Source organism: Massilia haematophila (assembly GCF_042647645.1).
GTDB lineage: Bacteria > Pseudomonadota > Gammaproteobacteria > Burkholderiales > Burkholderiaceae_D > Telluria > Telluria haematophila.
In genome coordinates, this window is record NZ_JBHRVV010000001.1 from 3,374,069 (window position 1) to 3,395,361 (window position 21,293).

Here is a 21,293-nt window from a genome sequence, read left to right on the forward strand (position 1 = left end):
CTGCGGGCACATGGCGGCGCAGATCATTGGTAGTTGACGATCAGGGAAAAGCTGCCCGCGTAGTTGCCGGGCGCCTGGTTCGGCGCCACCGTCAGCGTCGCACCGACCGCCAGCGTCGTGCCGCCGGCCGGGATCGCCGACAGCTCGGCGGGCGTGTGGACGAAGCCGTCGACCGCCATGCTGTGGGCGCCGCTGACGAGGCGGGTGACGCCGTTGGGCGGCAGCGACACGATGACGGCCATGCCGGGGTCCTCGCCCCTGCGCCCGAGGCTGAACGCCGCCTGGCCCGCATTCGGGGAGTTCAGCAGGACCACGCCGCCCGTGCGCGAACGCAGGCCGCCGGGAGTCAGGACCACGGTGCCGCCGCTGCCGGCGACGAAGCGGCCGAAATCGAGGCCGCGGATATTGACCAGGTTGAGGTCCTGCTGCTGCGCGGGCGCGGGACGCGCGGCGACCGCGAGCAGCGCCAGGCAGGCGATGCGCGCGGTCGCGAGGAAGCGATAGCGGCGTGGCGGCATGGTCGGGAGCGGCGGCGCCGCTCCTCGCCCTAGTTGTACTCGACGGTTGCCGAGACGGTGCCGGTATAGGTGCCGGCCGCCTGCGCGGCGCCCACCACCAGCTCGCCGCCGACGAAGATGCTCTGGGTGCCGGCGGTCAGCGCGCCGCTGGCGACGTTGCCGGAAGTGATGGCGCCGCCGACCAGGTCGCTCACCGTGGTAAAGGCCATCGTGTTGGTTCCCGAGGTCAGCTCGGTCGAGCCGCCCAGCGAAATCGAATAGGTCGCGCCTGTCGCGCCTTCGACGTCGAACCTGGCCGCGGTGACCGTCCCGGCCATCAGCACCGCACCGCCGCCGGCGACGCGGGCGCCGTTCGGGCTGATCGTCACGGTGCCCGGCGTGGAGCCGCCGGCGAAGGCGCCGAACGACAGGTCCGCGGCCTTGGTGATCTTGATCGGTTCGACGACGATGCTGGTCGAGTCGGCGGACACGGTGGCGGCGATGGCGCTGCCGGCGCCGGCGACAGCCAGCGCCAGCGCGGCGAGACGCAAACCATGGGAAATCGGGAAAGTCTTGTTCATGCTGGTCATCCTTCGGGTTGGAGGGCCGGCGCGTGCCGTGCCTGTGGGAGCGAGACCGAACGCGATCGTATCGATGAGGTCGAACGAATTGTCTTACGGTATCGTTTTTCTATACTGCAAGAAAACAGGCGCAGCGTTTTTGCCGCAGATCAGCTAACGGCCGGTATCCCGAAGATGAACGAAGGGGCGTAGGGTGGGCAGGTCTCCTGCCCACGCGTTCAAACCGCGCTTCCCGGCCCGCGCCGTGGCATACCAGCGTGCGTTGAACGCGTGGGCGGAGAATCCGCCCACCCTACGGGTAGGCCGAGATCAGGCGCGCAGGGCGCGCGCCGCGCGCACGCATTCGGCCACCTGGACCAGGATCGGGCGCGGCACCGGCGCCTCGCCGCGCAGGGCGGCGCCGATCCAGGCCGCGGTCGCGGCGGCGTCGCGGGCGCCGGGCACCTCGGCCAGCGCGTCGGTGGGCGCGTCGCGCTCGACCAGCACGGTGCGGGTGCCGGCGTGGAACCAGTCGATCTGCGGGGCGCGGTGCGGATTGGCCACCGTCTCGCCCTCGGTACCGCGCATCAGGAAGGCGTCGCCGCGCGCGCCTGGTGCGGCCGTGGTGAAGTATTCGCCCAGGGTCTCCAGGTATTCCGGATGGGTGTAGGAGACCAGGCGCATGGCCGGTCCCTCGAAGGGTTGCAGGATCTTGACCAGCGTGTGGGTGGAATTGCGCACGCCGAGGATGCGGCGCAGCGACAGCTGGTGGGCGAGCGCCGGCGCCAGTGTCTCGATTGGCATGAAGGCCGGGCGGCGCGCGGCGAAGGCGTCCTGCAGGTCGGCGCTGGAGCCGGCTTCGGCCAGCCCCATCTCGAACAGGATCTCGGCCGTGGTGACGCGCCCCGGGTCGCTGCGCACGCCGTGCACCAGCACCGGCACGCCCTCGCGCGCCAGCAGCAACGCGAGCAGCGGCGTCAGGTTGGCCAGCTTGCGCGCGCCGTTGTAGCTGGGGATCAGCACCGGCGCGAATTCGCCCGGCGGACTGGGAAGCGGCGCGAAGGAGCGCTCGGCGGCGTCCATGAAGCCGGCCAGTTCCTCGACGGATTCGCCCTTGATGCGCATGGCGAGCAGGATGGCGCCCAGCTCGAGATCGGAGACGCGGCCCTCGAGCATGGCGCCGTATAACAGGGCGGCGTCCTCGCGCGTCATGCTGCGGGCGCCCTTGACGCCGCGGCCGATCTCCTTGATGAAGCGGGCGGCAGGGAATGGTTGATGATCGGTGTGCATGGCGCTAGCTTACACCGTTGCGCCGCGGTGTCGCTCCCTCATGGCTTTTGACCTGTCCGCTGCAAATATGCATTTTTGGCGCTACACTGGCCCATCCGACTTGCCTCACGGACGCATCATGCTGATTACACCAGATATCGAAAACACCAACGTCACCTCGTTCGGGCGCATGCCGACCCCGACCGAACTGCACGCCAAGCTGCCGCTCACCGAGCGCGCTTTCACCACCGTCATGCAGAGCCGCGCCGCCCTGCGCGACATCCTCGACCGCAAGGACAAGCGCCTGTTCGTGGTCGTCGGCCCCTGCTCGATCCACGATCCGGAAGCAGGCCTGGACTATGCGCGCCGCCTGAAGAAGCTGCAGGAAGAAGTGGCGGAGACGATGCTGCTGGTGATGCGGGTGTACTTCGAAAAGCCGCGCACCACCACCGGCTGGAAGGGTTACATCAACGATCCGTTCATGGACGACTCGTTCCAGGTCGACGTCGGCATGGAACGCGCGCGCCGCTTCCTGCTCGACGTCTGCGAGCTGGGCCTGCCCACCGCGACCGAGGCGCTCGACCCGATTTCGCCGCAATACCTGGGCGATTTGATCGCCTGGACCGCCATCGGCGCGCGTACGACTGAATCGCAGACCCACCGCGAGATGTCCTCCGGCCTGTCGACCCCGGTCGGCTTCAAGAACGGCACCGACGGCGACGTGGGCATCGCGATCAACGCCGTGCTGTCCTCGGCCAATCCGCACGCCTTCCTGGGCATCAACGACAAGGGCGTCGCGGCGATCGTGCGCACCCGCGGCAACGCCTACGGCCACGTGGTGCTGCGCGGCGGCGGCGACCGTCCGAACTACGATTCGGTGTCGGTCACCATCGCCGAGCAGGCCCTGAAAAAGGCCGGGCTGCCGGCCAACCTGGTGGTGGACTGCTCGCACGCGAACAGCTACAAGAAGCCGGAATTGCAGCCACTGGTGATGTCGGACGTGATCCAGCAGATCCGGCACGGCAACCGCTCGCTGGTCGGCGTGATGATCGAATCGAACATCGTCGCCGGCAACCAGCCGATCCCGGCCGACCTGACGCAGCTGAAGTACGGCTGCTCGGTGACCGACGGCTGCATCGGCTGGGAGGATACGGTGGAGATGCTGCAGCGGGCGCACAAGGAGCTGCTGCAGCGTCCCTGATGGGTTCCGTAGGGTGGGCTCTCGAGCCCACGCGGTCTCATCGGTTGCGAACACGCGGCGCCTGTCGCTACCGGAGCGTGCAGGGATGATCGTTATGACACGATCAGTGCCGAACAATATCCACCGCAGATACGCGACCGGTCAGACCGCGTGGGCACAAGTGCCCACCCTACGCCCCCCTCTACAACACCGCCGCCGGTATTCCCTCGCCGGCCACAGCACCGCGCGCCCGGGTGCTTTACAATGTCGAATTCCGCTTTCCCCTTCCGTCTGTTCCCATGATTGTTCTCGGCGTCGAATCCTCCTGCGATGAAACCGGCTTGGCTCTGTACGATACCGAGCGCGGCCTGCTGTCCCATGCCCTGCATTCGCAGGTCGCCATGCACGAGGAGTACGGCGGCGTGGTGCCGGAACTGGCCTCGCGCGACCACATCCGGCGCGCCCTGCCCTTGCTCGAACAGACGCTCGACAAGGCCGGCATCGCGAAAAACGACATCGACGCCATCGCCTACACCCAGGGACCGGGTCTGGCCGGCGCGCTGCTGGTCGGCTCCTCGGTCGCCTGCAGCCTGGGCTTGGCGCTCGACAAGCCGGTGCTCGGCGTGCACCACCTCGAGGGCCACCTGCTTTCGCCGCTGCTGGCCAGCGAGCGCCCCGACTTCCCCTTCCTCGCCCTGCTGGTCTCGGGCGGGCATACCCAGCTGATGCGCGTCGACGGCGTCGGCCGCTACACCCTGCTCGGCGAGACCCTGGACGACGCCGCCGGCGAAGCTTTCGACAAATCGGCCAAGCTGCTCGGCCTGGGCTATCCGGGCGGGCCGGCGATTTCGCGCCTGGCCGAATTTGGCGACCCGAGCGCCTACACCCTGCCGCGCCCGATGCTGCACTCGAAGGACTTCAACTTCAGCTTCTCGGGCCTGAAGACGGCGGTGCTCACCGTCGTCAAGAATCACGACGAAAAGGTCATCGCCAACATCTGCGAACAGGACAAGGCGAACATCGCGCGCGGGTTCGTCGATGCGATCGTCGACGTGCTGACCGCGAAATGCGTCAACGCGCTACGCCACACCGGCCTGAAACGCCTGGTGATCGCCGGCGGCGTCGGCGCCAACAAGCAGCTGCGCGCAGCGCTGGACGCGGCGGCCGCCAAGCGCAAGTTCCGCGTCTACTATCCCGAGCTGGAATTCTGCACCGACAACGGCGCCATGATCGCCTTTGCCGGCGCCATGCGCCTGGAGAGGAACCCGGCGCTGGCGACGCGCGATTACGCCTTCAACGTGCGGCCGCGCTGGCCGCTGGACGAGCTCGAAGCGGCCTGAACACGGCCGGATGGCGGCCTGGCCGCGGCCCGATTGCGACCCGATTGCGGCCTGGCCGCGGCCCGATGGCGGCCCGATTGCGGCCCGATTGCGGTTGTTTGACGCCGCGCCAGCGGTGAACTTGCAACGCTGACATCGATCCTACCGTGTGACCGCGCCATGCCAAAGGATGGCAATATTTGGCGGTTCAGTTTTCGGAGGTTCTACATGCGCGTCGTCAGTTGGAACATTCATTGGGGGTGTGGGAGAGACGGGCGCATCCGTATCCACGCCATCATCGATGTGCTGCGCAAGCTCAATCCCGACGTCATCTGCCTGCAGGAAGTAGCAGCCAATCACCCCGAGCTCGAAGGCAGCGCCAGCGCCAACCAATTCAAGCAACTGTCCGGCGCCTTCGGCGGCTACCACGCGGTCGAATACGCCCCGAGCGAAATTTATCGCAACAATGTTCCCCGCCTGTTCGGCAACCTGATCCTTTCCAAATTCCGCATCACCCAGGCGCACCGCCACCTGCTGCCCTGGCCGGCCGACCCGGCGCATTCGCCGGGCATGCCTCGCGGGGCGATCGAAGTCGTGCTCGACACGCCGCGCTCCAAGTTGCGGCTGGTTACTACCCACCTGGAATACCATTCGCAGCTGCAAAGAAGCGCCCAGGTGCGCCGGCTGCGCGAACTGCATGCCCAGGCCTGCGCGCGGGCGCGCGCCTTCCAGCCGAATCCCGGCATGGATGCGCCCTACCAGCTCGGGCTGTTGCCCGACTCGGCGATTTATTGTGGAGATTTCAATTTGCAGCCGGAGTCGCCGGAATATGCCGAGCTGGTCGCGCCGGCGGCCGCGGGCGAGCTGGCGCTGGTCGACGCCTGGCGCGTACGCCACCCGGACCACGCGCGTGCGCCGACGGCCGGGCTGCATGGCTTTGCTTGGCCCGAGAAGCCGGATTGCTACGATTATTTCTTCGTGACGGAAGACCTGGCGCCGCGCATCGCGGAGATCGAGGTGCAGTCGGAAACCTCGGCGTCGGATCACCAGCCGATCGTGCTGGATCTGGTTTGAGGTTCGTGGCCGATCTGTTGAAGCGCTAGCGGTTTGCCGGCCTTGCGGCCGAGCGCCGCGCTGGCGTCATGCTGGCGTTCGCGTGGGCACGAGTGCCCACCCTACGGTTTCCGCCGCGTGTGGTGAACAACGATGGCTGTTCCTTGAGTTAGCTGGGATCGTTGGGTGGGCACCCGTGCCCACGCGGAACGCCGCGTCGAGTTTGCGGACTGACTGCCGCGGAGTCGGCGCAGAAGCGCCGTCTCCACACATCACCCCAGCTGCGCCTCGCCCTGCGCCGCGATCTCGCGCAGCGCGCGCTCGAACACTTCCGGCGGCTGGCCGCCCGAGATCAGGTGGCGCTGGTTGATGACGATGGCCGGCACCGAGCGGATGCCGGCGCGCTGGAAGAAGTATTCGGCTTCGCGCACTTCGTCGGCGAATTCGCCCGATTCCAGGACGCGCCTGGCCTCGGTGGTGTCCAGCCCGACCTGCCCCGCCACGCGTACCAGCAGCTCGCGCGAGCTGGGGTCTTCGCAGTGGGTGAAATAGGCCTCGAACAGCGCCAGCTTGAGCGCGTGCTGGCGGCCCTGGGACTCGGCCCAGTGCAGCAGGCGGTGGGCGTCGAAGGTGTTGTAGATGCGGCCGCGGCGCGCCATGTCGAAGGTGAAGCCGACCGCTTCGCCGCGCTGGCGGATGGTTTCGCGCGACTGGACCTGCTGCTCGAGCGTGGCGCCGTACTTCTCGGTGATGTGCTCGACGATGTCCTGGCCCTCCGGCCCCATGTCCTGGTTCAGCTCGAATGGCTGGAAGTGCAGGTCGACGGTGACCTCGGGCGCGACGCGCGCGATCGCCTGCTCCAGCGACTTGAGGCCGATCGCGCACCACGGGCACGATACGTCCGACACGAAATCTATCCTCAATTGCTTGCTCACGCTACACCGCCTTCCTGAAATGAATACCGGCGCACAACGCGCCGGTCTCCGCCCCATATGGGCCTGCTTGCCGCGGTATCAAGTTACTTTTTCTTGGCGCCCGCCGCCTTGCTGCCGATGCGCGACTCCTTGCCGGCGATCAGGTTGCCGATGTTCTTCGCGTGACGGAAGATCAGCAGCGCGCTCATCGCGGCCACGGCGAACAGGATCTCGTTCACGCCGAACAGCAGGCCGTAATAGAAAGGCGCGAAGAGCGAGGCGATCAGCGCCGCCAGCGAGGAATAGCGGAAGGCGTAGGCCACGACCAGCCAGGTGACCAGGGTCGCCAGGCCGAGCCAGACGTTCAGGCCGAGCAGCACGCCGAGCGCGGTCGCCACGCCCTTGCCGCCCACAAAGCGGAAGAACACCGGCCACAGGTGGCCCAGGAACACCGCGATCGCCACCAGCGCGACGCCGCCGCGCTCGATGCCGACTTGCTCGCCGAACTGCACCGCCAGCCACACGGCCAGCCAGCCCTTGGCGGCGTCGCCGACCAGGGTGGCGATCGCCGCTTTCTTGCTGCCGCTGCGCAGCACGTTGGTGGCGCCCGGGTTCTTCGACCCGTAGGTGCGCGGGTCGGACAGGCCGAACAGGCGGCTCATCACGACGGCAAAGGAAACGGAGCCGAGCAGATAGGCGGCAACGACGGCGATCAAGGTATTCATGTTATCTCTCTATTATTTCCCGTATGGAACGGGCTCGTGAATATACACCAGCCCGCAGCGCCGCGATAGTCAGTCGGCCAGCGCACACTGCACCGGTTTCGCGCCCAGCACGTCGACCAGCACGTCCGGCGCCATGCCGACCAGGTAGCCGCGCCGCCCGCCGTTGATGTAGATTTTCCCCAGCGCGAGGATGCTTTCCTCGACGTAGACCGGCATCGCCTTGCGCGTGCCGAAGGGCGAGGTGCCGCCCACCAGGTAGCCCGAGTGGCGCTGGGCCACCTCCGGCTTGCACGGCTCGACCGATTTGCAGCCGATGGCGCGCGCCAGGTTCTTGGTCGAGACCTTGCAGTCGCCGTGCATGAGCACGATCAGGGGGCGCGCCGCCTCGTCCTGCATCACCAGGGTCTTGACGACGTCGTGTTCGGGCACGCCCAGTGCGCGCGAGGACACGGCCGTGCCGCCATGCTCCTCGTAGGCGTAGGGATGCTCGGAAAAAGGCACTGCATGCTTGCGCAGGAACCCGGTCGCGGGTGTTTCTGAAACGTGCTCTTTCTTGGCCATGCGTGATACGCTAAACACTGGAATAAAGGGGTTTCTATTATGCAGCAAGAAATACGTTTTGCGACCTTCAACGTCTGCAACCTGGCGCCGCCAGGTGTGAAACTCTACGACAACTTGCTGCCCACGACACACGAGGAATACGAGGCCAAGCTGAACTGGACGGCGCGCCAGATCGACCTGCTCGATGCCGACGTGATCGGCTTCCAGGAAATCTTTTCCCAAGCCACGCTGCGCGAAGTGCTGGCGCGTACCCGGCGCTACCGCGAAGCCTTCCACGCCGGTTTCGACCCCGACCCGGCCGCGATGCGCCTGACCCCGAGCGTTGCCCTGGTCTCGCGCCTGCCGCTGGTCTCGCCTGCTCCCCTGGCCGGATTCCCGCGCGGGATCGAGCTGCCGCCGGGCAGCCGCGACGCGGCCCGCTTCACCCGTGCGCCGCTGCATGCCGTGGTCCAGGCGACGCCCGACGTGGCGGTCGACGTGGTGGTGGTGCACCTGAAATCGCGCCGGCCCGACTACCGCACCGGCGACACCGGTGAAGACCCGGCCCTGTATGCGCTGGCCTGCCTGCGTTCCCTGATCCGGCGCGGCACCGAGGCCGCGGCCCTGCGCGTGCTGCTCACCGAGATGGGCCGCGCCAACCGCCGCCCGCGCGTGGTGCTGGGCGACTTCAACGACGTCGCCGATTCCGTCACCACCAGCATCGTGCTCGGCGCCGGCACGCCGCTGGGCGACCGCCTGTACGACGCCAGCCAGGTGCAGCGCCGGGTCGACCATGCACGCCACCTGGGCTTTTCGAGCGTGCACGAGGGCCATTACTCGACCATCGACCATATACTGGTATCGGAAGAATTCAATGCCGCGCTGCCGAACGCGATCGGCGAGGTGATCGACGTGCTCTACCTGAACGACCACCTCGACCTGGAATTACCCGAAGCCTCGGACCACGGCCAGGTGCTGGCGCGCATCCGGCTGTTCGACGAAAGCCACGGCCTCATGGATGCGGGAATGTGAGTGGCGGCGTGCCGGTCGCCATCGCGGCGTAATGCCCCTGGTATTCGTCGCAGCCGTGCTGGCGCAGGTAATGCAGCTGCTCGATCGTTTCCACGCCTTCCGCGACCACCCGCAGCCGGAGGCTGCGCGCCACCGCGATGATGGCCGGGATCATGACGGCCTGGTCGGGCGCGCGCGTGATCTCGTCCACAAAACTACGGTCGATCTTCAGTTTCGATAGCGGCAACAGGCGCAGGCTGGTCAGGCTGGAAAAGCCGGTGCCGAAGTCGTCGATGGTCAGCTGCACCCCGCGTCCGCGCAAGGCGTCGATGGTCTCGCGCGTGGCCGAGCCGCTGTTCATCACCACCGCTTCCGTGATTTCCAGGTCCAGGTATTCCGGCGCCAGGCCGGAGCCTGCCAGCGCCTCGTCCACGTAGTGCACCAGGTTGTTGTGGATGAACTGCACGTTCGACAGGTTGACCGCCACCACCACCGGATAGCCCTGGTCGCGCCACTGGCGCGCCTGGCGGCAGGCTTCGCGCAGCACCCATTGGCCGATCGGCACGATCAGGCCGGATTCCTCGGCCGCGTGGATGAACTGCTCGGGCAGCAGCAGGCCGCGCTCGGGGTCGCGCCAGCGGATCAGCGCCTCGACGCCGACCGTGCGCCCGCTGGCAATGTCGACCTCGGGCAGGTAGTCGAGCACGAACTCGCCGTTGGCGAGCGCGCGGCGCAGGCGGTTTTCCATCTGCACGCGCTCGTGCACGTGGGCGTTCATGACCGGGCTGAAGAAGCAGAATTCGTTGCGTCCATTCTGCTTGGCATGGTACATCGCCACGTCGGCATGGCGCAGCAGGGTCTTGGCGTCCTGGCCGTCGCTGGGACAGAGCGCGATGCCGATCGAGACCGACAGGCTGATCTCGCGTCCGCCGGCCGCCACCGGCCGCGCCACCGACTGCATGACGGTGGCGGCCACGTGCGCGGCCTGGTCGGCGCCGCCGATGTCGGTGAGCAGCACCACGAATTCGTCGCCGCCCAGGCGGCTGACGGTGTCGACCCCGCGCACGCAGCGCGCCAGGCGCACCGCCACTTCCTGCAGCACGGCGTCGCCGGCCTCGTGGCCGTGGGTGTCGTTGATGGCCTTGAAGTGGTCGAGGTCGAGGAACATCAGGGCGAACTCGGCATGCTGGCGGCGGTTGCCGGCCAGCGCCTGGGCCAGCCGGTCCATGAACAGCACGCGGTTGGGCAGGCTGGTCAGCGGGTCGTGGTGGGCCAGGCGCCGGGCTTCCTCTTCCATGCGCTTGCGGTCGGTGATGTCGGACAGCAGCGCCATGTAGCTGATGACCTCGCCTTGCGCGTCGCGGATCGCCGACAGCGAGGCGCGGATCGGAAAGGGGGCGCCGTCGCGGCGCACGCTCCACAATTCGCCTTCCCAGTGGTCGTGGCGGTCCATGTGGCGCAGGATGCGGTCGTAGAAGGCCTGGTCCTGCACGCCCAGGCGCAGGCTGGGCAGGCTGGCGCCGATGATTTCGTGCGCATGGAAGCCGGTCATGGTCGTGTAGGCGCGGTTGACCGCCAGCACGTGGTAATCGCGGTCCATGACCAGGATGGCGTCGCGCGCGTTGTCGAACACCAGCGCGGCCTGCTGCAGCGTACCTTCGATCTCCTTGCGCGCGCTGATGTCCATCTCCATGCAGAACACCTGTTGCGCTCCGCCCTCCCCGATGACCGGAAAATGGCTCGAGTGCAGCCACAGGCGGCGCCCGTCCAGACACTGCACATGCCACTCGCGCGCCGGCGGCGCCTGCAGGGTGGACCAGATGGCGGCGATGCCGCGGTCGAATTCGTCCTGCTGCTCGAGGTGCGACACCAGGCTGGCGAAAGGCTGACCGAGCGCCTGCTGCGCCGGCACCCCGAACAGCTCGGCGCAGGCCCGGTTCCAGAAGCGCACGATGCCGGCGCGGTCCTGGCTATGCACGGCCACCGCGGGCGTCAGCTCGATCGCCGCCACGAAGCGGTAGAGCGCATCGAGCGCCTCCCGGCCCTGGCCGTCGGGCAGGGCCAGCGGCAGCGGCGGTAGCAGCGGGCCCGGCGCGTCGTCGTTCACAAGAAGCCTTTCTATAGGAAAACGCGGCGGCCATGCCGCCTGCATCGTCCCATTCTTGTCCAGGCACCGTATCCGGCTTTTGCGGGCACGCAAAGGCCCGCAGAAGCCGCGCCCGCTCCCCGCCCCCCGGGGTTGGCCACGTTTGGTCCGCTTTTTCTGCACTTCAGCGTCCGGAAACGCCTGCTTGTCGCATTCCGTTGGCGCTTCGAGTTGCCAATTTCTATAGTCCTCACCATGCGCACGGAGCTCCGCCTTGCACAAGGTGGAGCACGGGCGCCTCCTGAAGCGCCTCACGCTCAAATACCGCCTTTTCCAACAATTCAAACAACGGCCGCCATGAAAATCGAAACCCTGCCGCTTTCCAATGCGACTCCCCTCTCAACCCGGCGCCGCTGGCGCAAGCCGGCCATCGCGCTGGTATTGGCGCTGCTCGCCGCCGGCGGCTGGTATGCGTTCGCCGGCAAGGGCCAGCCCGCGCCGGCCGAGGCCGCGGCCAAAGCGGCCCCCAAGACCACCGTCTTCGAACTGGCCCACAACGATGTGGTGACGGTGGAGGCGCGCGAGCTGGCGCTGCGCCTGCCGCTGTCGGGCGCGCTCTCGCCGCTGGCCCAGGCCACGGTGAAATCGAAGGTCTCGGGCGTGGTGCTGGAAACCACGGTACGCGAAGGCATGAACGTGCAGGCCGGCCAGGTCATCGCGCGCCTGGACGACGCCGACGCGCGCGCCCGCGTGGCGCAGCAGCAGGCGGCGCTGAAGGAAGCCAATGCGCGCCTGGCGCTGGCCACTAAGAACGAAGCCAACAGCCAGGCCCTGCTGGCGCAGAAATACATTTCGCAGAACTCCTTCGACACCACGAGGAACAGCGTCGAACTGGCGCAAGCCGCGGTCGACGCCGCGCGCGCCCAGCTCGACCTGGCGCGCATCGCGCTGAACGACACCGTGATCCGCGCGCCCCTTTCCGGCGTGGTCAGCAAGCGCTTCGTGCAGGCCGGCGAAAAGCTTTCGCCGGACAGCCCGGTGATGGCGATCGTCGATCTCGCGCACCTGACGCTCGACGCCCAGGTGCCGGCTTCCGACATCCCGCGCGTGCAGGTCGGCCAGGACGTGCGCTTCAAGGTCGACGGCTTCGATGCGCGCGAATTCTCAGGCAAGGTGGCGCGCATCAACCCGGCGGCCGAAGCCGGGTCGCGCGCGATGCTGGTGTATATCAGCGTCGCCAACGACGACGGCGCGCTGCGTGCCGGCATGTTCGCGAAGGGCCAGATCACCACCGAGAAATCGGGCGCGCGTCCGATCGTGCCGCTGGCGGCCTTGCGCAAGGATGGCGCGCGCGACGTGGTCTACCGCGTCGACGGCGGCAAGGTCGTGGCCCAGCCGGTCGAACTGGGCATGCGCAACGACGACGAGGGCCTGGCCGAGGTGACCGGCGGGCTGGATGCCGGCGCGGTGCTGCTGGCGGTGCCGCTCGACGGCGTCAAGCCGGGCACGCAGGTAAAGCTGGCCGGAGCGCAAGCCGGCGCCTCGGCGCCGGCTGGAGCGAAGGATTCCTCCCTCGTCGTCGCGAAGAAGGACTAAGCCATGTGGATCACCAAAGTCAGCATCCGCCATCCCGTCTTCGCGACCATGGTCATGGTCGGCCTGATGGTGCTCGGCCTGTTCTCCTACCGCTCCTTGGGCGTGGAGAGCATGCCGAACGTCGACATTCCCTACGCCTGGGTCGAGACCCAGTACCCGGGCGCCTCGCCGGAGCAGGTCGAGAACGACGTCACCCGTCCGATCGAGGAAGCGGTCAACACCGTCAGCGGCATCAAGAACATCCGCAGTAACTCCTGGGAAGGCCGCAGCGGCGTGTCGGTCGAGTTCCACATCGCCACCAACATGGACAAGGCGATGCAGGACCTGCGCGACAAGATCGCGCGCGTGCGTCCCGGTTTCCCGAAGGAGGTGAAGGAACCCTTCATCATCCGCGCCGACGGCGAGAACCAGCAGCCGGTGGTGCGCCTGTCGGTCACTTCCACCGAACGCGACATGCGCGCCCTGTCGACGCTGGCCGAGCAGGTCATCGTCAAGCGCCTGCAGAGCGTGGCCGGCGTGGGCGAGGTGCGCACCGGCGGCGTGGCGACGCGCCAGATCCTGGTGCACGTGAAGCCCGAGCAGCTGCGCAGCCAGAACATCGGCATCGACGAGGTGCTGCGCGCGATCCAGGCGACCAACACCAACCTCCCGGCCGGCAACCTGCAGTACGGCGCGGCCGAGCGCCTGGTGCGCGTGGAAGGCAAGATGCGCGAGGCGCGCGAGTTCAACAACATCATCGTGGCGCGCCGCGCCAGCGGCCCGGTCTACCTGTCGCAGGTGGCCGAGGTGGTCGACGGCGAGCGCGAGGAGACCTCGATCTCGCGCGTCAACGGCCAGCGCGCGATCTCGCTCGACGTCACCAAGGTGCAGGACGCGAACACCGTGCAGGTCGGCACCGGCGTGATCAAGATGGTCGAGGAGATGCGCAAGACCCTGCCCGCCGACGTGCAGTTCCGCGTCATGGACGACCAGTCCACCACCGTCCAGCACCAGCTCGACAACGTGAAACGCACCATCATCGAGGGCGCCATCCTGACCATGGTGATCGTGTTCCTGTTCCTGCACTCCTGGCGCAGCACGGTGATCACCGGCCTGACCCTGCCGATCTCGGTGCTGGCCTCGTTCATCGCGATGCGCTACTTCGGCTTCACGCTGAACTTCCTGACCCTGATGGCGCTGTCGCTGTGCATCGGCCTCCTGATCGACGACGCGATCGTGGTGCGCGAGAACATCGTGCGCCACCTCGGCATGGGCAAGTCCCACATGCGCGCCGCCGAGGACGGCACCAACGAGATCGGCCTGGCCGTGATGGCCACCACCTTCGCCATCGTCGCCGTGTTCGTGCCGATTGCCTTCATGGACGGCATCATCGGCCGCTTCTTCCTGCAGTTCGGCGTGACCGTGGCGGTGGCGGTGCTGGTGTCGCTGTTCGTGAGCTTCACGCTCGACCCGATGCTGTCCTCGGTGTGGCCCGACCCGGTCAAGGACCGCTTCAAGTACCTGCCCTGGCTGGGCCGCCTCATGGCGAAGACCGAGCACGGCATCGAACGCGTGCACGTCTGGTACGGCCGTGTGCTGGGGCTGGCGCTGCGCTGGAGGAAGTCGACCCTGGCGCTGGCGCTGGCGGTGTTCGTCGGCAGCCTGGCTTTGGTGCCGATGATCGGCGGCGAGTTCGCGCCGAAGACCGACAACGGCTTCATCGAGATGCGCTTCAAGACGCCGGTCGGCTCCAGCCTGGCCTACACCGACGGCAAGGTCAAACAGGTCGAGGACATCCTGCGCGAGTACAAGGAGATCGACGCGATCAGCAGCGCGATCGGCATGTACGAAGGCCACAACAGCGCCCAGGTGACCCTGAAGCTCACCGATGTCAGGAAGACCAAGCGCCGCTCGCAGGAAGAGATGGAGTCCGTCATCCGCGAGCGCCTGTCCTCGATCGCCGGCATCACGATGTCGGTCGGTAACAAGCCGATCTTCATCGCGATCCTTGGCCGCGACGAGGCCAAGCTCGACGACGTCGCCCACCGCCTGATGGACAAGATGCGCGAAATCAAAGGTGTGGCCGACATCGAGTACAGCCAGGAAGGCGCGAATCCGGCGACCGTCATCCGCATCAACAACGAGCTGGCCAGCGACCTCGGCCTGTCGGTGCAGCAGGTCGGCGCGGCGCTGCGTCCCTTCGTTGCCGGCGACGAGATCAGCCAGTGGCTGGCGCCGGACGGCCAGAACTACCAGGTCAACGTCCAGCTCCCGCGCAACGGGCGCCAGAAGGTGGCCGACCTGGCCGACCTGTCGCTGGCATCCTCGCGCGTCGATGCGAGCGGCAACCCGATCATGGTGCCGCTGCGCCAGGTGGTCGAGTTCGTGCCCTCGTTCAGCCCGCAAGTGCTCAAGCGCCAGGCGCTGGAACGCCGCGTCGCGATCTACGCCGGCGTCGAGGGCCGTCCGTCGGGCGACGTGAATGCCGACATCGACAAGGCCATGAAATCGATCGAACTGCCGGAAGGCGTGCGTTTCGACGTCGGCGGCGACGCCCAGCAGATGGCCGAGACCATGGCCAACTTCGGCTCGGCGCTGGTGATCGCGATCATCTTCATCTACCTGGTGCTGGCCTCGCAGTTCGGCAGCTTCCTGCAGCCGATCGCGATCATGATGTCGCTGCCGATGTCGCTAATCGGCGTGCTGGTGGCGCTGCTGGTGACGGGCAGCACCCTGAACGTGTTCTCGGTGATCGGCGTGGTCATGCTGATGGGCCTGGTGACCAAGAACGCGATCCTGCTGGTGGACTTCGCGAACCACGGCCAGCGCGAGGGCAAGGGCCAGTTCGCAGCCATCCTGGAAGCCGGCCAGGTCCGCCTGCGCCCGATCCTGATGACGACGCTGGCGATGATCTTCGGCATGCTGCCGATGGCGATCGGCGCCGGCGACGGCGGCGAAACGCAAGCGCCGATGGGCCGCGCGGTGATCGGCGGCGTGATCACCTCGACCCTGCTGACGCTGGTGGTGGTGCCGGTGGCCTACAGCTACCTCGACAACCTCGGCAAGCGCGCCAAGCGCTGGTTCGCCAAGGGGCACGAGGAAGTGGCGGACGAGGTGCCGACGATTGCCAAGGAAAGCGCGTAAAAAGCCTGAGGCGCGTCCCGTAGGGTGGGCACAGAGTGCCCACGCGGAACGCGCCGCAGTGTCAGCAGTGTTCGGGCTCAACGATATGCATTCAAGCAGAGCATCTCCATGAACAGCGCTACGGCATAGCTCTGCCACCCAAGTCGACATTCGACCAGGTAGCCCAACAGGTTTGCTTAAGATATTGCGCGATCGGACCGCAACTTTCAAAACAGGCCAACATGGCGGCGCGTTGCGCGTGGGCACGGGGTGCCCACCCTACGGTCCAAGCCGCTGACTACGATTGCTCCTGCGGCTCGGCCGCCTCCTCGCTTGTCGCCTCCCCCTGCTCCCCCTCTGCCGGCTTCGGACTGTTCTTCGCCTCCAGCTTGCGCCGCGCTTTTTCCTCTGCCTTGCGCTTCTTTTCCAGTTCCCGTTGCCGCTTTTCGTATTGGAAGTTGGTCTTTGCCATGATTTCCTCGTATGCAAGCTGACATGAAAGGATGGTGCCGAATTCGAACTATTATGCGCCAGTTATGTTGCCAGGATTTGAATTAACCACGTGGGTGGTGACGTGCATGCAGGTGCTTGAGGCGCTCGCGCGCAACATGGGTATAAATCTGTGTGGTTGAAATATCGGAGTGGCCCAGCAGCAATTGCACCACGCGCAGGTCGGCGCCGTGGTTCAGCAGATGGGTGGCAAACGCATGGCGCAGGGTGTGCGGCGACAGCGGCGCGCGGATGCCCGCCTTCAGCGCGTGTTTCTTGATCAGGATCCAGAACATCTGGCGCGTCATCGGTCCGCCGCGCCCCGTGACGAACAGCGCGTCGTCGACCTGGCCGTTGAGGATGATGCCGCGCGCATCCTTCAGGTAGCGCTCGATCCAGTTCCTGGCCTCGGCCCCGAAGGGGACGAGGCGCGTTTTACTGCCCTTGCCGGTGATGCGCAGCACGCCGTCGTTCAGGCTCAGTTCGACCAGTTTCAAGGCCACCAGCTCCGACACCCGCAGGCCGCTCGCATACATCAGCTCGAGCATGGTGCGCTCGCGCAGCCCGAGCGGGGTCGACACGTCGGGCGCGGCGAGCAGCGCCTCGACCTGCTCTTCCGTGAGCGTGTGCACGAAGCGCAGCGGCTGGCGCGCCGTGGCCATCTTCAGGCAGGGGTCTTCCGCCACCTGGTTGCGGCGCAGCGCCAGCTGGTAGAAGCGCTTCAGGACCGACAGGCGCCGGTTCGCGGTGCTCGGCTTGGTGTCGGCATGGCGCTCGGCGAAATAGCCGGCCAGGTCCTCGGGACCGGCCGCGAGCAGGCCGCGTCCCGGCCGCTTCGTCTCGAGCCAGCCGGCGAACAGGCGCAGGTCGCGCCGGTAGGCGTCGAGCGAGTTCTTCGCCAGGCCGTGTTCCAGCCACAGCGTGTCGCAGAACTCGTCGATCAGTCCCAGATCGACTGCTGCTGCCATGGCGATGCGGTGGCGCCCTCGTGGCGCAGGAGCCAGCGCTTGACCGAGAGGTGGAAGCCGTTCTCGTCGTCGTTGCTGGCGAAGCCGCCCAGGCCGCGCGCGGCGGTCACGCGGTGGCAGGGAATGACGAGCGGGAACCAGTTGGCGCCGCAGGCCTGGCCGACCGCGCGCGGCGCCGAACCGAGTTCCTTGGCGAGGATGCCGTAGGTGCGCACCGTCCCGCGCGGGATTGCCTGGATCGCGTCCCAGACGCGGCGCTGGAACACGCTGCCGGCCTCCAGCAGCGGCAGGTCGAAAGCGAAATCGGGGTCCGCCAGGTAACGCTCGACCTGGCGCGCGGCCAGTTCGGCCGTCGGATTTTCCGGGGCCTTGTCGCCGAAACGCGGTTGCAGGTAGACCAGTTCGCGCACGCGCTCGGCCTCGGTGCGGATGCCGATCGCGCCGAAAGGCGCCGGCACGATGGCGGAAAACAGCTCGCTGCCTTGTGGTGTATTCATGGTGCGCAGTTTACTCCTGGCGCCGTCCATCCACCACTATTTTTCGCTGGAGCAATTGCCCGTCCGTGGCGGCCCATCCATGGGAAAACGTCTATCCTGTCATCAAACACCGACACCGACGCTATGCCGCGCGCACTCTGCCTCCTGGTTTTCGTTTCGCTGCTTGGCTGCCTGGGCCAGGCCGGCGCCCAGACATCCGCGCCGCTGCGGGTTGGCATCTACGCCAACGCACCCAAGGTGTTCATGAACGAGGACGACCAGCCGGCCGGCATCCTGGTCGAACTGCTGCGCGAGATGGCCAGCGCCGAGCGCTGGACGCTCGAATTCGTGCCGTGCGAATGGCCGGGCTGCCTCGACCTGCTCGCCGCCGGACGCATCGACCTGCTGCCCGACGTCGCCTGGTCCGAGGGACGCGCGCGCGCCTTCGCCTTCCACCGCATTCCCGCCCTGCACAGCTGGTCGCAGATCTATGCTCCGCCCGGGAACGCGATCCGCTCGCTGCCGGCGCTGAAGGGCAAGCGCGTGGCGGTGCTGGCCGGCTCGGTCCAGGCCCAGAACCTGCCGGCCGTGCTCGAAGGGTACGACGCCACCGTGACCCTGCTGCCGGTCGGCTCGCTCGAGCGCGCGTTCGCGATGGCTGCGCGCGGCGAGGCCGACGCGGTCGCCGCCAACCACTTCTTCGGCGACCTGCAGGCCGCGCGCCACGGGCTCGATGCGACCGCGGTCGTGTTCAACCCGGCGCGCCTGTACTACGCCGCCCCGCCGGGACGGCACCGGGAGCTGCTCGATGCCATCGACCGCCACCTGGCCGCCTGGCGCGCCGACCCGGATTCGGTGTACTTCGCCACCCTGCGCCGCTGGCAGGCCGCCGACACGACGCAGGCCGCGCCCTCGCGCCTGTGGTGGGCGCTGGCGGTGGCGGTCGGCCTGCTGCTCTCGAGCCTGGCGCTGGCGAGCTGGCTGCGCAGCCAGGTCGCGGTGCGCACGCGCGAACTGCGCGAGAACGAGGAAAAGCTCAACACCATCCTCGACAGCGTCGACAGCCTCATCTACATCAAGGACACCCAGTCGCGCTACCGGTACGTCAACGGCGAGATGTGCCGCCTGCTGAACCGCCCGGCCAGCACCATCATCGGCCAGGGCGACGAAGTGCTGTTCGGCCCGGCGCTGGCGCGCATGACGCGCGAGAGCGACCGCGTCACGCTTACCGAGCAGCGGCGCCACGTGGTCGAGGAACGCATCGGCGAGAAGATCTACCTGACCACCAAGGTGCCGCTGGCGCGCGACGGCGAGCTGTATGGACTGTGCGGCATCACCACCGACATCACGCCCAACAAGCAGGCCGAGGAATCGCTGCGCATCGCCGCCACCGTGTTCCAGTCGGGCGAAGGCATGTGCGTGCTCAGCCCCGAAGCGACGATGGTCGAGGCCAACGAAGCCTGGGGTTTGCTGGTCGGCTGCCCGGCCGCCGAACTGCCCGGCACGCCCTTTCCCCCGTTCTCGCTGGAGCAGGACGGCGACGACTACCGCGAACGGATGTGGGCCACGGTGCGGCGCGCGCATACCTGGCAGGGCGAAGTCTGGACCCGGCGCCGCAACGGCCAGCCCTATCCGGCCTGGCTGACGGTCAGCGCGGTGCGCAACGCCGACGGCGTGCTGACCAATTTCGTCTGCACCCAGTCCGACATCAGCGCGCGCAAGCAGGCCGACGAGAAGATCGTCCAGCTGGCCTACTACGATTCGCTGACCGGGCTGCCGAACCGGCGCCTGCTGTACGAGCGCCTGCACCACTGCATCGGCCAGCACGGGCGCAACCGCCGCGTCGGCGCCCTGCTGTTCCTCGACATGGACAACTTCAAGGACCTCAACGACAGCCGCGGCCACGTGGTCGGGGACCACCTGCTGCAGCAGGTGGCGGCGCGCCTGCTGCAGTGCGCGCGCGAGAGCGACACCGTGGCGCGCCTCGGCGGCGACGAGTTCGTGATCCTGCTCGAGGCGCTCGGCGTCAGCGAGGAGGAGGCGACGCGCCATGCCGAGGCGGTCGGCCACAAGATCCTGGCGGCGCTGCGCGAGCCGTTCGAGGTCGGCGGCGCCGTGCACCACGCCAGCTGCAGCATCGGCGTCACGCTGTGCACCGGCAACGAACAGCAGCTCGACGACCTGATGCGGCGCGGCGACCTCGCCATGTACGAGGCCAAGCGCCAGGGCCGCAACACGCTGCGCTTCTTCCACAACTCGATGGAGCTGGAAGTGACCTACCGCACCGCGATCGAGACCGAGCTGCGCGAAGCGCTGCGCCAGTCGCAGTTCGTGCTGCACTACCAGGGCCAGGTCGACGGCGGCGGCGTGCTGACCGGGGCCGAAGCCCTGGTGCGCTGGCAGCATCCGCAGCGCGGCCTGATCGGCCCGGCCGGCTTCATCGCGATCGCCGAGACCTCCGGGCTGATCGTGCCGCTCGGGCGCTGGGTGCTGCGCACGGCCTGCGAGCAGCTGGCCCTGTGGGCCGCCACGCCGGCCACCGCGCACCTGACGCTGGCGGTGAACGTCAGCGTGCGCCAGTTCCTGCAGAGCGACTTCGTCGAGGAGACGCTGGCGACCGTGCGCGCCAGCGGCGCCGACCCGGCGCGCCTGAAGCTGGAGCTGACCGAGACCCTGATGATCGAGGGCGTCGAGGAAACGATCGACAAGATGCGCGCGCTGCGCGAACACGGCATCGGCTTCTCGCTGGACGACTTCGGCACCGGCTACTCGTCGCTGAGCTACCTGAAGCGCCTGCCGCTGGACCAGCTGAAGATCGACCAGAGTTTCGTGCGCGACGTGCTCGACGACCCGAACGACGCCTCGATCGCGCGCAGCGTGGTCGCGCTCGGCAAGTCGCTGGGGCTGGGCATCATCGCCGAAGGGGTGGAAACCGAGGCCCAGCGCTGCTTCCTGGCCGAGATCGGCTGCGATGCCTGGCAGGGTTTCCTGTTCAGCCGGCCGGTGGATGCGCGGACGCTGGAGGAGCTGGCGGCGTGATCCTGCGTTGGCGGCCATGGCGAGGCGGCGCGAGCGACAGGTTGCCGCAGGCGTTCACCGGAGCCGCACGTAACGCGTGGGCACGGGGTGCCCACCCTACGGGAAGCGGTGCATCCCACATCGTTCGCCTTTGGACGATACGCCTCGTAGGGTGGGCACTCCGTGCCCACGCGGTCCAGGCTCATCCGCAAGCCCGCGACAGCGAGACATCGCCCGCAACGCATCCGGAAACCGCCGCGCGCAAAAAAAAAAAAGCGCACCAGGTGCGCTTTTGAATCATGGTCACGTCCCGGCTACTAGGCGTACCCGCAGCTTCTGTCGAACGTGTGTCTCCTCACATGATCTCCGGTATGGACTACCGTGCTTTTCTCTCACTCCCCAAGACTTGTGTCCGGTTTGCCCGCACCACTCTGGTGCCGACAGCGCTCAATCATAACGCAACTGTGCCGGCGAAGAATAGTTTTTTATA

At 67.4% G+C, this 21,293-nt stretch carries 17 protein-coding genes; 7 read left to right on the plus strand and 10 right to left on the minus strand.

All coding sequences use genetic code 11. The features are described from left to right. Positions 1-23: 23 nt before the first annotated feature. From ACFOPH_RS14900 to ybiB, 3 genes are all read right to left on the minus strand, one after another. The gene (locus ACFOPH_RS14900) at positions 24-518 is read right to left on the minus strand and encodes a DUF4402 domain-containing protein (RefSeq protein WP_379736125.1); all 495 of its coding nucleotides are present in this window, start codon (positions 516-518) and stop codon (positions 24-26) included. A 29-nt stretch (positions 519-547) separates the two neighbouring features. Beyond that, the gene (locus tag ACFOPH_RS14905) at positions 548-1,078 is read right to left on the minus strand and encodes a DUF4402 domain-containing protein (RefSeq protein ID WP_379736127.1); all 531 of its coding nucleotides are present in this window, start codon (positions 1,076-1,078) and stop codon (positions 548-550) included. A 309-nt stretch (positions 1,079-1,387) separates the two neighbouring features. After that, the gene (gene ybiB / locus ACFOPH_RS14910; protein WP_379736129.1) at positions 1,388-2,347 is read right to left on the minus strand and encodes a DNA-binding protein YbiB; all 960 of its coding nucleotides are present in this window, start codon (positions 2,345-2,347) and stop codon (positions 1,388-1,390) included. A gap of 121 nt (positions 2,348-2,468) precedes the next feature. Between ybiB and ACFOPH_RS14915 the strand changes: the two genes are divergently transcribed. The 3 genes from ACFOPH_RS14915 (at position 2,469) to ACFOPH_RS14925 (ending at position 5,899) form a co-directional block, all read left to right on the plus strand. Further along, positions 2,469-3,527, plus strand: coding sequence for a 3-deoxy-7-phosphoheptulonate synthase (locus ACFOPH_RS14915; protein WP_312550688.1), 1,059 nt, complete (start codon positions 2,469-2,471; stop codon positions 3,525-3,527). Between the two features lie 278 nt (positions 3,528-3,805). After that, positions 3,806-4,846 carry a tRNA (adenosine(37)-N6)-threonylcarbamoyltransferase complex transferase subunit TsaD gene (tsaD, locus tag ACFOPH_RS14920; protein ID WP_312550685.1) on the plus strand — a complete coding sequence of 347 codons (1,041 nt, stop codon included), beginning with the start codon at positions 3,806-3,808 and terminating at the stop codon, positions 4,844-4,846. Between the two features lie 207 nt (positions 4,847-5,053). Continuing rightward, on the plus strand, positions 5,054-5,899 hold the full coding sequence (locus tag ACFOPH_RS14925; RefSeq protein WP_312550684.1) for an endonuclease/exonuclease/phosphatase family protein: 846 nt from the start codon (positions 5,054-5,056) through the stop codon (positions 5,897-5,899). A gap of 251 nt (positions 5,900-6,150) precedes the next feature. Here ACFOPH_RS14925 and ACFOPH_RS14930 read toward each other — a convergent pair whose 3' ends face one another. From ACFOPH_RS14930 to ACFOPH_RS14940, 3 genes are all read right to left on the minus strand, one after another. Continuing rightward, positions 6,151-6,813: a DsbA family oxidoreductase gene (locus ACFOPH_RS14930; RefSeq protein ID WP_312550683.1), complete on the minus strand. Its 663-nt coding sequence runs from the start codon at positions 6,811-6,813 to the stop codon at positions 6,151-6,153. 83 nt (positions 6,814-6,896) lie between these two features. Then, entirely contained in the window at positions 6,897-7,517 is a 621-nt protein-coding gene (plsY, locus tag ACFOPH_RS14935; protein ID WP_312550682.1) for a glycerol-3-phosphate 1-O-acyltransferase PlsY, read from the minus strand. A gap of 69 nt (positions 7,518-7,586) precedes the next feature. Further along, positions 7,587-8,078, minus strand: coding sequence for an aminoacyl-tRNA deacylase (locus ACFOPH_RS14940; protein ID WP_312550681.1), 492 nt, complete (start codon positions 8,076-8,078; stop codon positions 7,587-7,589). A 39-nt stretch (positions 8,079-8,117) separates the two neighbouring features. Between ACFOPH_RS14940 and ACFOPH_RS14945 the strand changes: the two genes are divergently transcribed. Beyond that, complete coding sequence (locus ACFOPH_RS14945) at positions 8,118-9,089, plus strand: endonuclease/exonuclease/phosphatase family protein (protein WP_379736132.1); 972 nt, start codon at positions 8,118-8,120, stop codon at positions 9,087-9,089. Here the strand turns inward: ACFOPH_RS14945 and ACFOPH_RS14950 are convergent. Continuing rightward, positions 9,070-11,175 (minus strand): putative bifunctional diguanylate cyclase/phosphodiesterase, encoded by a 2,106-nt coding sequence (locus ACFOPH_RS14950; RefSeq protein WP_379736134.1) that lies wholly within the window; start codon positions 11,173-11,175, stop codon positions 9,070-9,072. The genes ACFOPH_RS14945 and ACFOPH_RS14950 overlap by 20 nt on opposite strands. A gap of 336 nt (positions 11,176-11,511) precedes the next feature. Here ACFOPH_RS14950 and ACFOPH_RS14955 point away from each other — a divergent pair, with 336 nt between their 5' ends. Together ACFOPH_RS14955 and ACFOPH_RS14960 are read left to right on the plus strand one after the other, a co-directional pair. Further along, entirely contained in the window at positions 11,512-12,750 is a 1,239-nt protein-coding gene (locus tag ACFOPH_RS14955; RefSeq protein ID WP_379736136.1) for an efflux RND transporter periplasmic adaptor subunit, read from the plus strand. A 3-nt stretch (positions 12,751-12,753) separates the two neighbouring features. Beyond that, entirely contained in the window at positions 12,754-15,873 is a 3,120-nt protein-coding gene (locus tag ACFOPH_RS14960; RefSeq protein WP_379736138.1) for an efflux RND transporter permease subunit, read from the plus strand. Positions 15,874-16,150: 277 nt separating this feature from the next. Here the strand turns inward: ACFOPH_RS14960 and ACFOPH_RS14965 are convergent, their stop codons facing one another. The 3 genes from ACFOPH_RS14965 to ACFOPH_RS14975 all read right to left on the minus strand — a co-directional run bounded on the left by ACFOPH_RS14965 (position 16,151) and on the right by ACFOPH_RS14975 (position 17,806). Beyond that, the gene (locus tag ACFOPH_RS14965) at positions 16,151-16,324 is read right to left on the minus strand and encodes a hypothetical protein (RefSeq protein WP_312550676.1); all 174 of its coding nucleotides are present in this window, start codon (positions 16,322-16,324) and stop codon (positions 16,151-16,153) included. 82 nt (positions 16,325-16,406) lie between these two features. Further along, complete coding sequence (gene xerD / locus ACFOPH_RS14970) at positions 16,407-17,309, minus strand: site-specific tyrosine recombinase XerD (protein ID WP_312550675.1); 903 nt, start codon at positions 17,307-17,309, stop codon at positions 16,407-16,409. Next, complete coding sequence (locus tag ACFOPH_RS14975; protein ID WP_312550674.1) at positions 17,282-17,806, minus strand: methylated-DNA--[protein]-cysteine S-methyltransferase; 525 nt, start codon at positions 17,804-17,806, stop codon at positions 17,282-17,284. Before ACFOPH_RS14975 ends, xerD begins: the two co-directional genes overlap by 28 nt. 123 nt (positions 17,807-17,929) lie before the next feature. Between ACFOPH_RS14975 and ACFOPH_RS14980 the strand changes: the two genes are divergently transcribed. Further along, positions 17,930-20,824, plus strand: coding sequence for an EAL domain-containing protein (locus ACFOPH_RS14980; RefSeq protein WP_379736140.1), 2,895 nt, complete (start codon positions 17,930-17,932; stop codon positions 20,822-20,824). Positions 20,825-21,293: the final 469 nt, after the last annotated feature.

What these genes read in the sequence shown, in the direction of transcription:
- ACFOPH_RS14900 (WP_379736125.1), bottom strand. Translation starts at nt 518, where the DNA reads ATGCCGCCACGCCGCTATCGCTTCCTCGCGACCGCGCGCATCGCCTGC.
- ACFOPH_RS14905 (WP_379736127.1), bottom strand. Translation starts at nt 1,078, where the DNA reads ATGAACAAGACTTTCCCGATTTCCCATGGTTTGCGTCTCGCCGCGCTG.
- ybiB (WP_379736129.1), bottom strand. Translation starts at nt 2,347, where the DNA reads ATGCACACCGATCATCAACCATTCCCTGCCGCCCGCTTCATCAAGGAG.
- tsaD (WP_312550685.1), top strand. Translation starts at nt 3,806, where the DNA reads ATGATTGTTCTCGGCGTCGAATCCTCCTGCGATGAAACCGGCTTGGCT.
- ACFOPH_RS14925 (WP_312550684.1), top strand. Translation starts at nt 5,054, where the DNA reads ATGCGCGTCGTCAGTTGGAACATTCATTGGGGGTGTGGGAGAGACGGG.
- plsY (WP_312550682.1), bottom strand. Translation starts at nt 7,517, where the DNA reads ATGAATACCTTGATCGCCGTCGTTGCCGCCTATCTGCTCGGCTCCGTT.
- ACFOPH_RS14940 (WP_312550681.1), bottom strand. Translation starts at nt 8,078, where the DNA reads ATGGCCAAGAAAGAGCACGTTTCAGAAACACCCGCGACCGGGTTCCTG.
- ACFOPH_RS14945 (WP_379736132.1), top strand. Translation starts at nt 8,118, where the DNA reads ATGCAGCAAGAAATACGTTTTGCGACCTTCAACGTCTGCAACCTGGCG.
- ACFOPH_RS14955 (WP_379736136.1), top strand. Translation starts at nt 11,512, where the DNA reads ATGAAAATCGAAACCCTGCCGCTTTCCAATGCGACTCCCCTCTCAACC.
- ACFOPH_RS14960 (WP_379736138.1), top strand. Translation starts at nt 12,754, where the DNA reads ATGTGGATCACCAAAGTCAGCATCCGCCATCCCGTCTTCGCGACCATG.
- ACFOPH_RS14965 (WP_312550676.1), bottom strand. Translation starts at nt 16,324, where the DNA reads ATGGCAAAGACCAACTTCCAATACGAAAAGCGGCAACGGGAACTGGAA.
- xerD (WP_312550675.1), bottom strand. Translation starts at nt 17,309, where the DNA reads ATGGCAGCAGCAGTCGATCTGGGACTGATCGACGAGTTCTGCGACACG.
- ACFOPH_RS14975 (WP_312550674.1), bottom strand. Translation starts at nt 17,806, where the DNA reads ATGAATACACCACAAGGCAGCGAGCTGTTTTCCGCCATCGTGCCGGCG.
- ACFOPH_RS14980 (WP_379736140.1), top strand. Translation starts at nt 17,930, where the DNA reads ATGCCGCGCGCACTCTGCCTCCTGGTTTTCGTTTCGCTGCTTGGCTGC.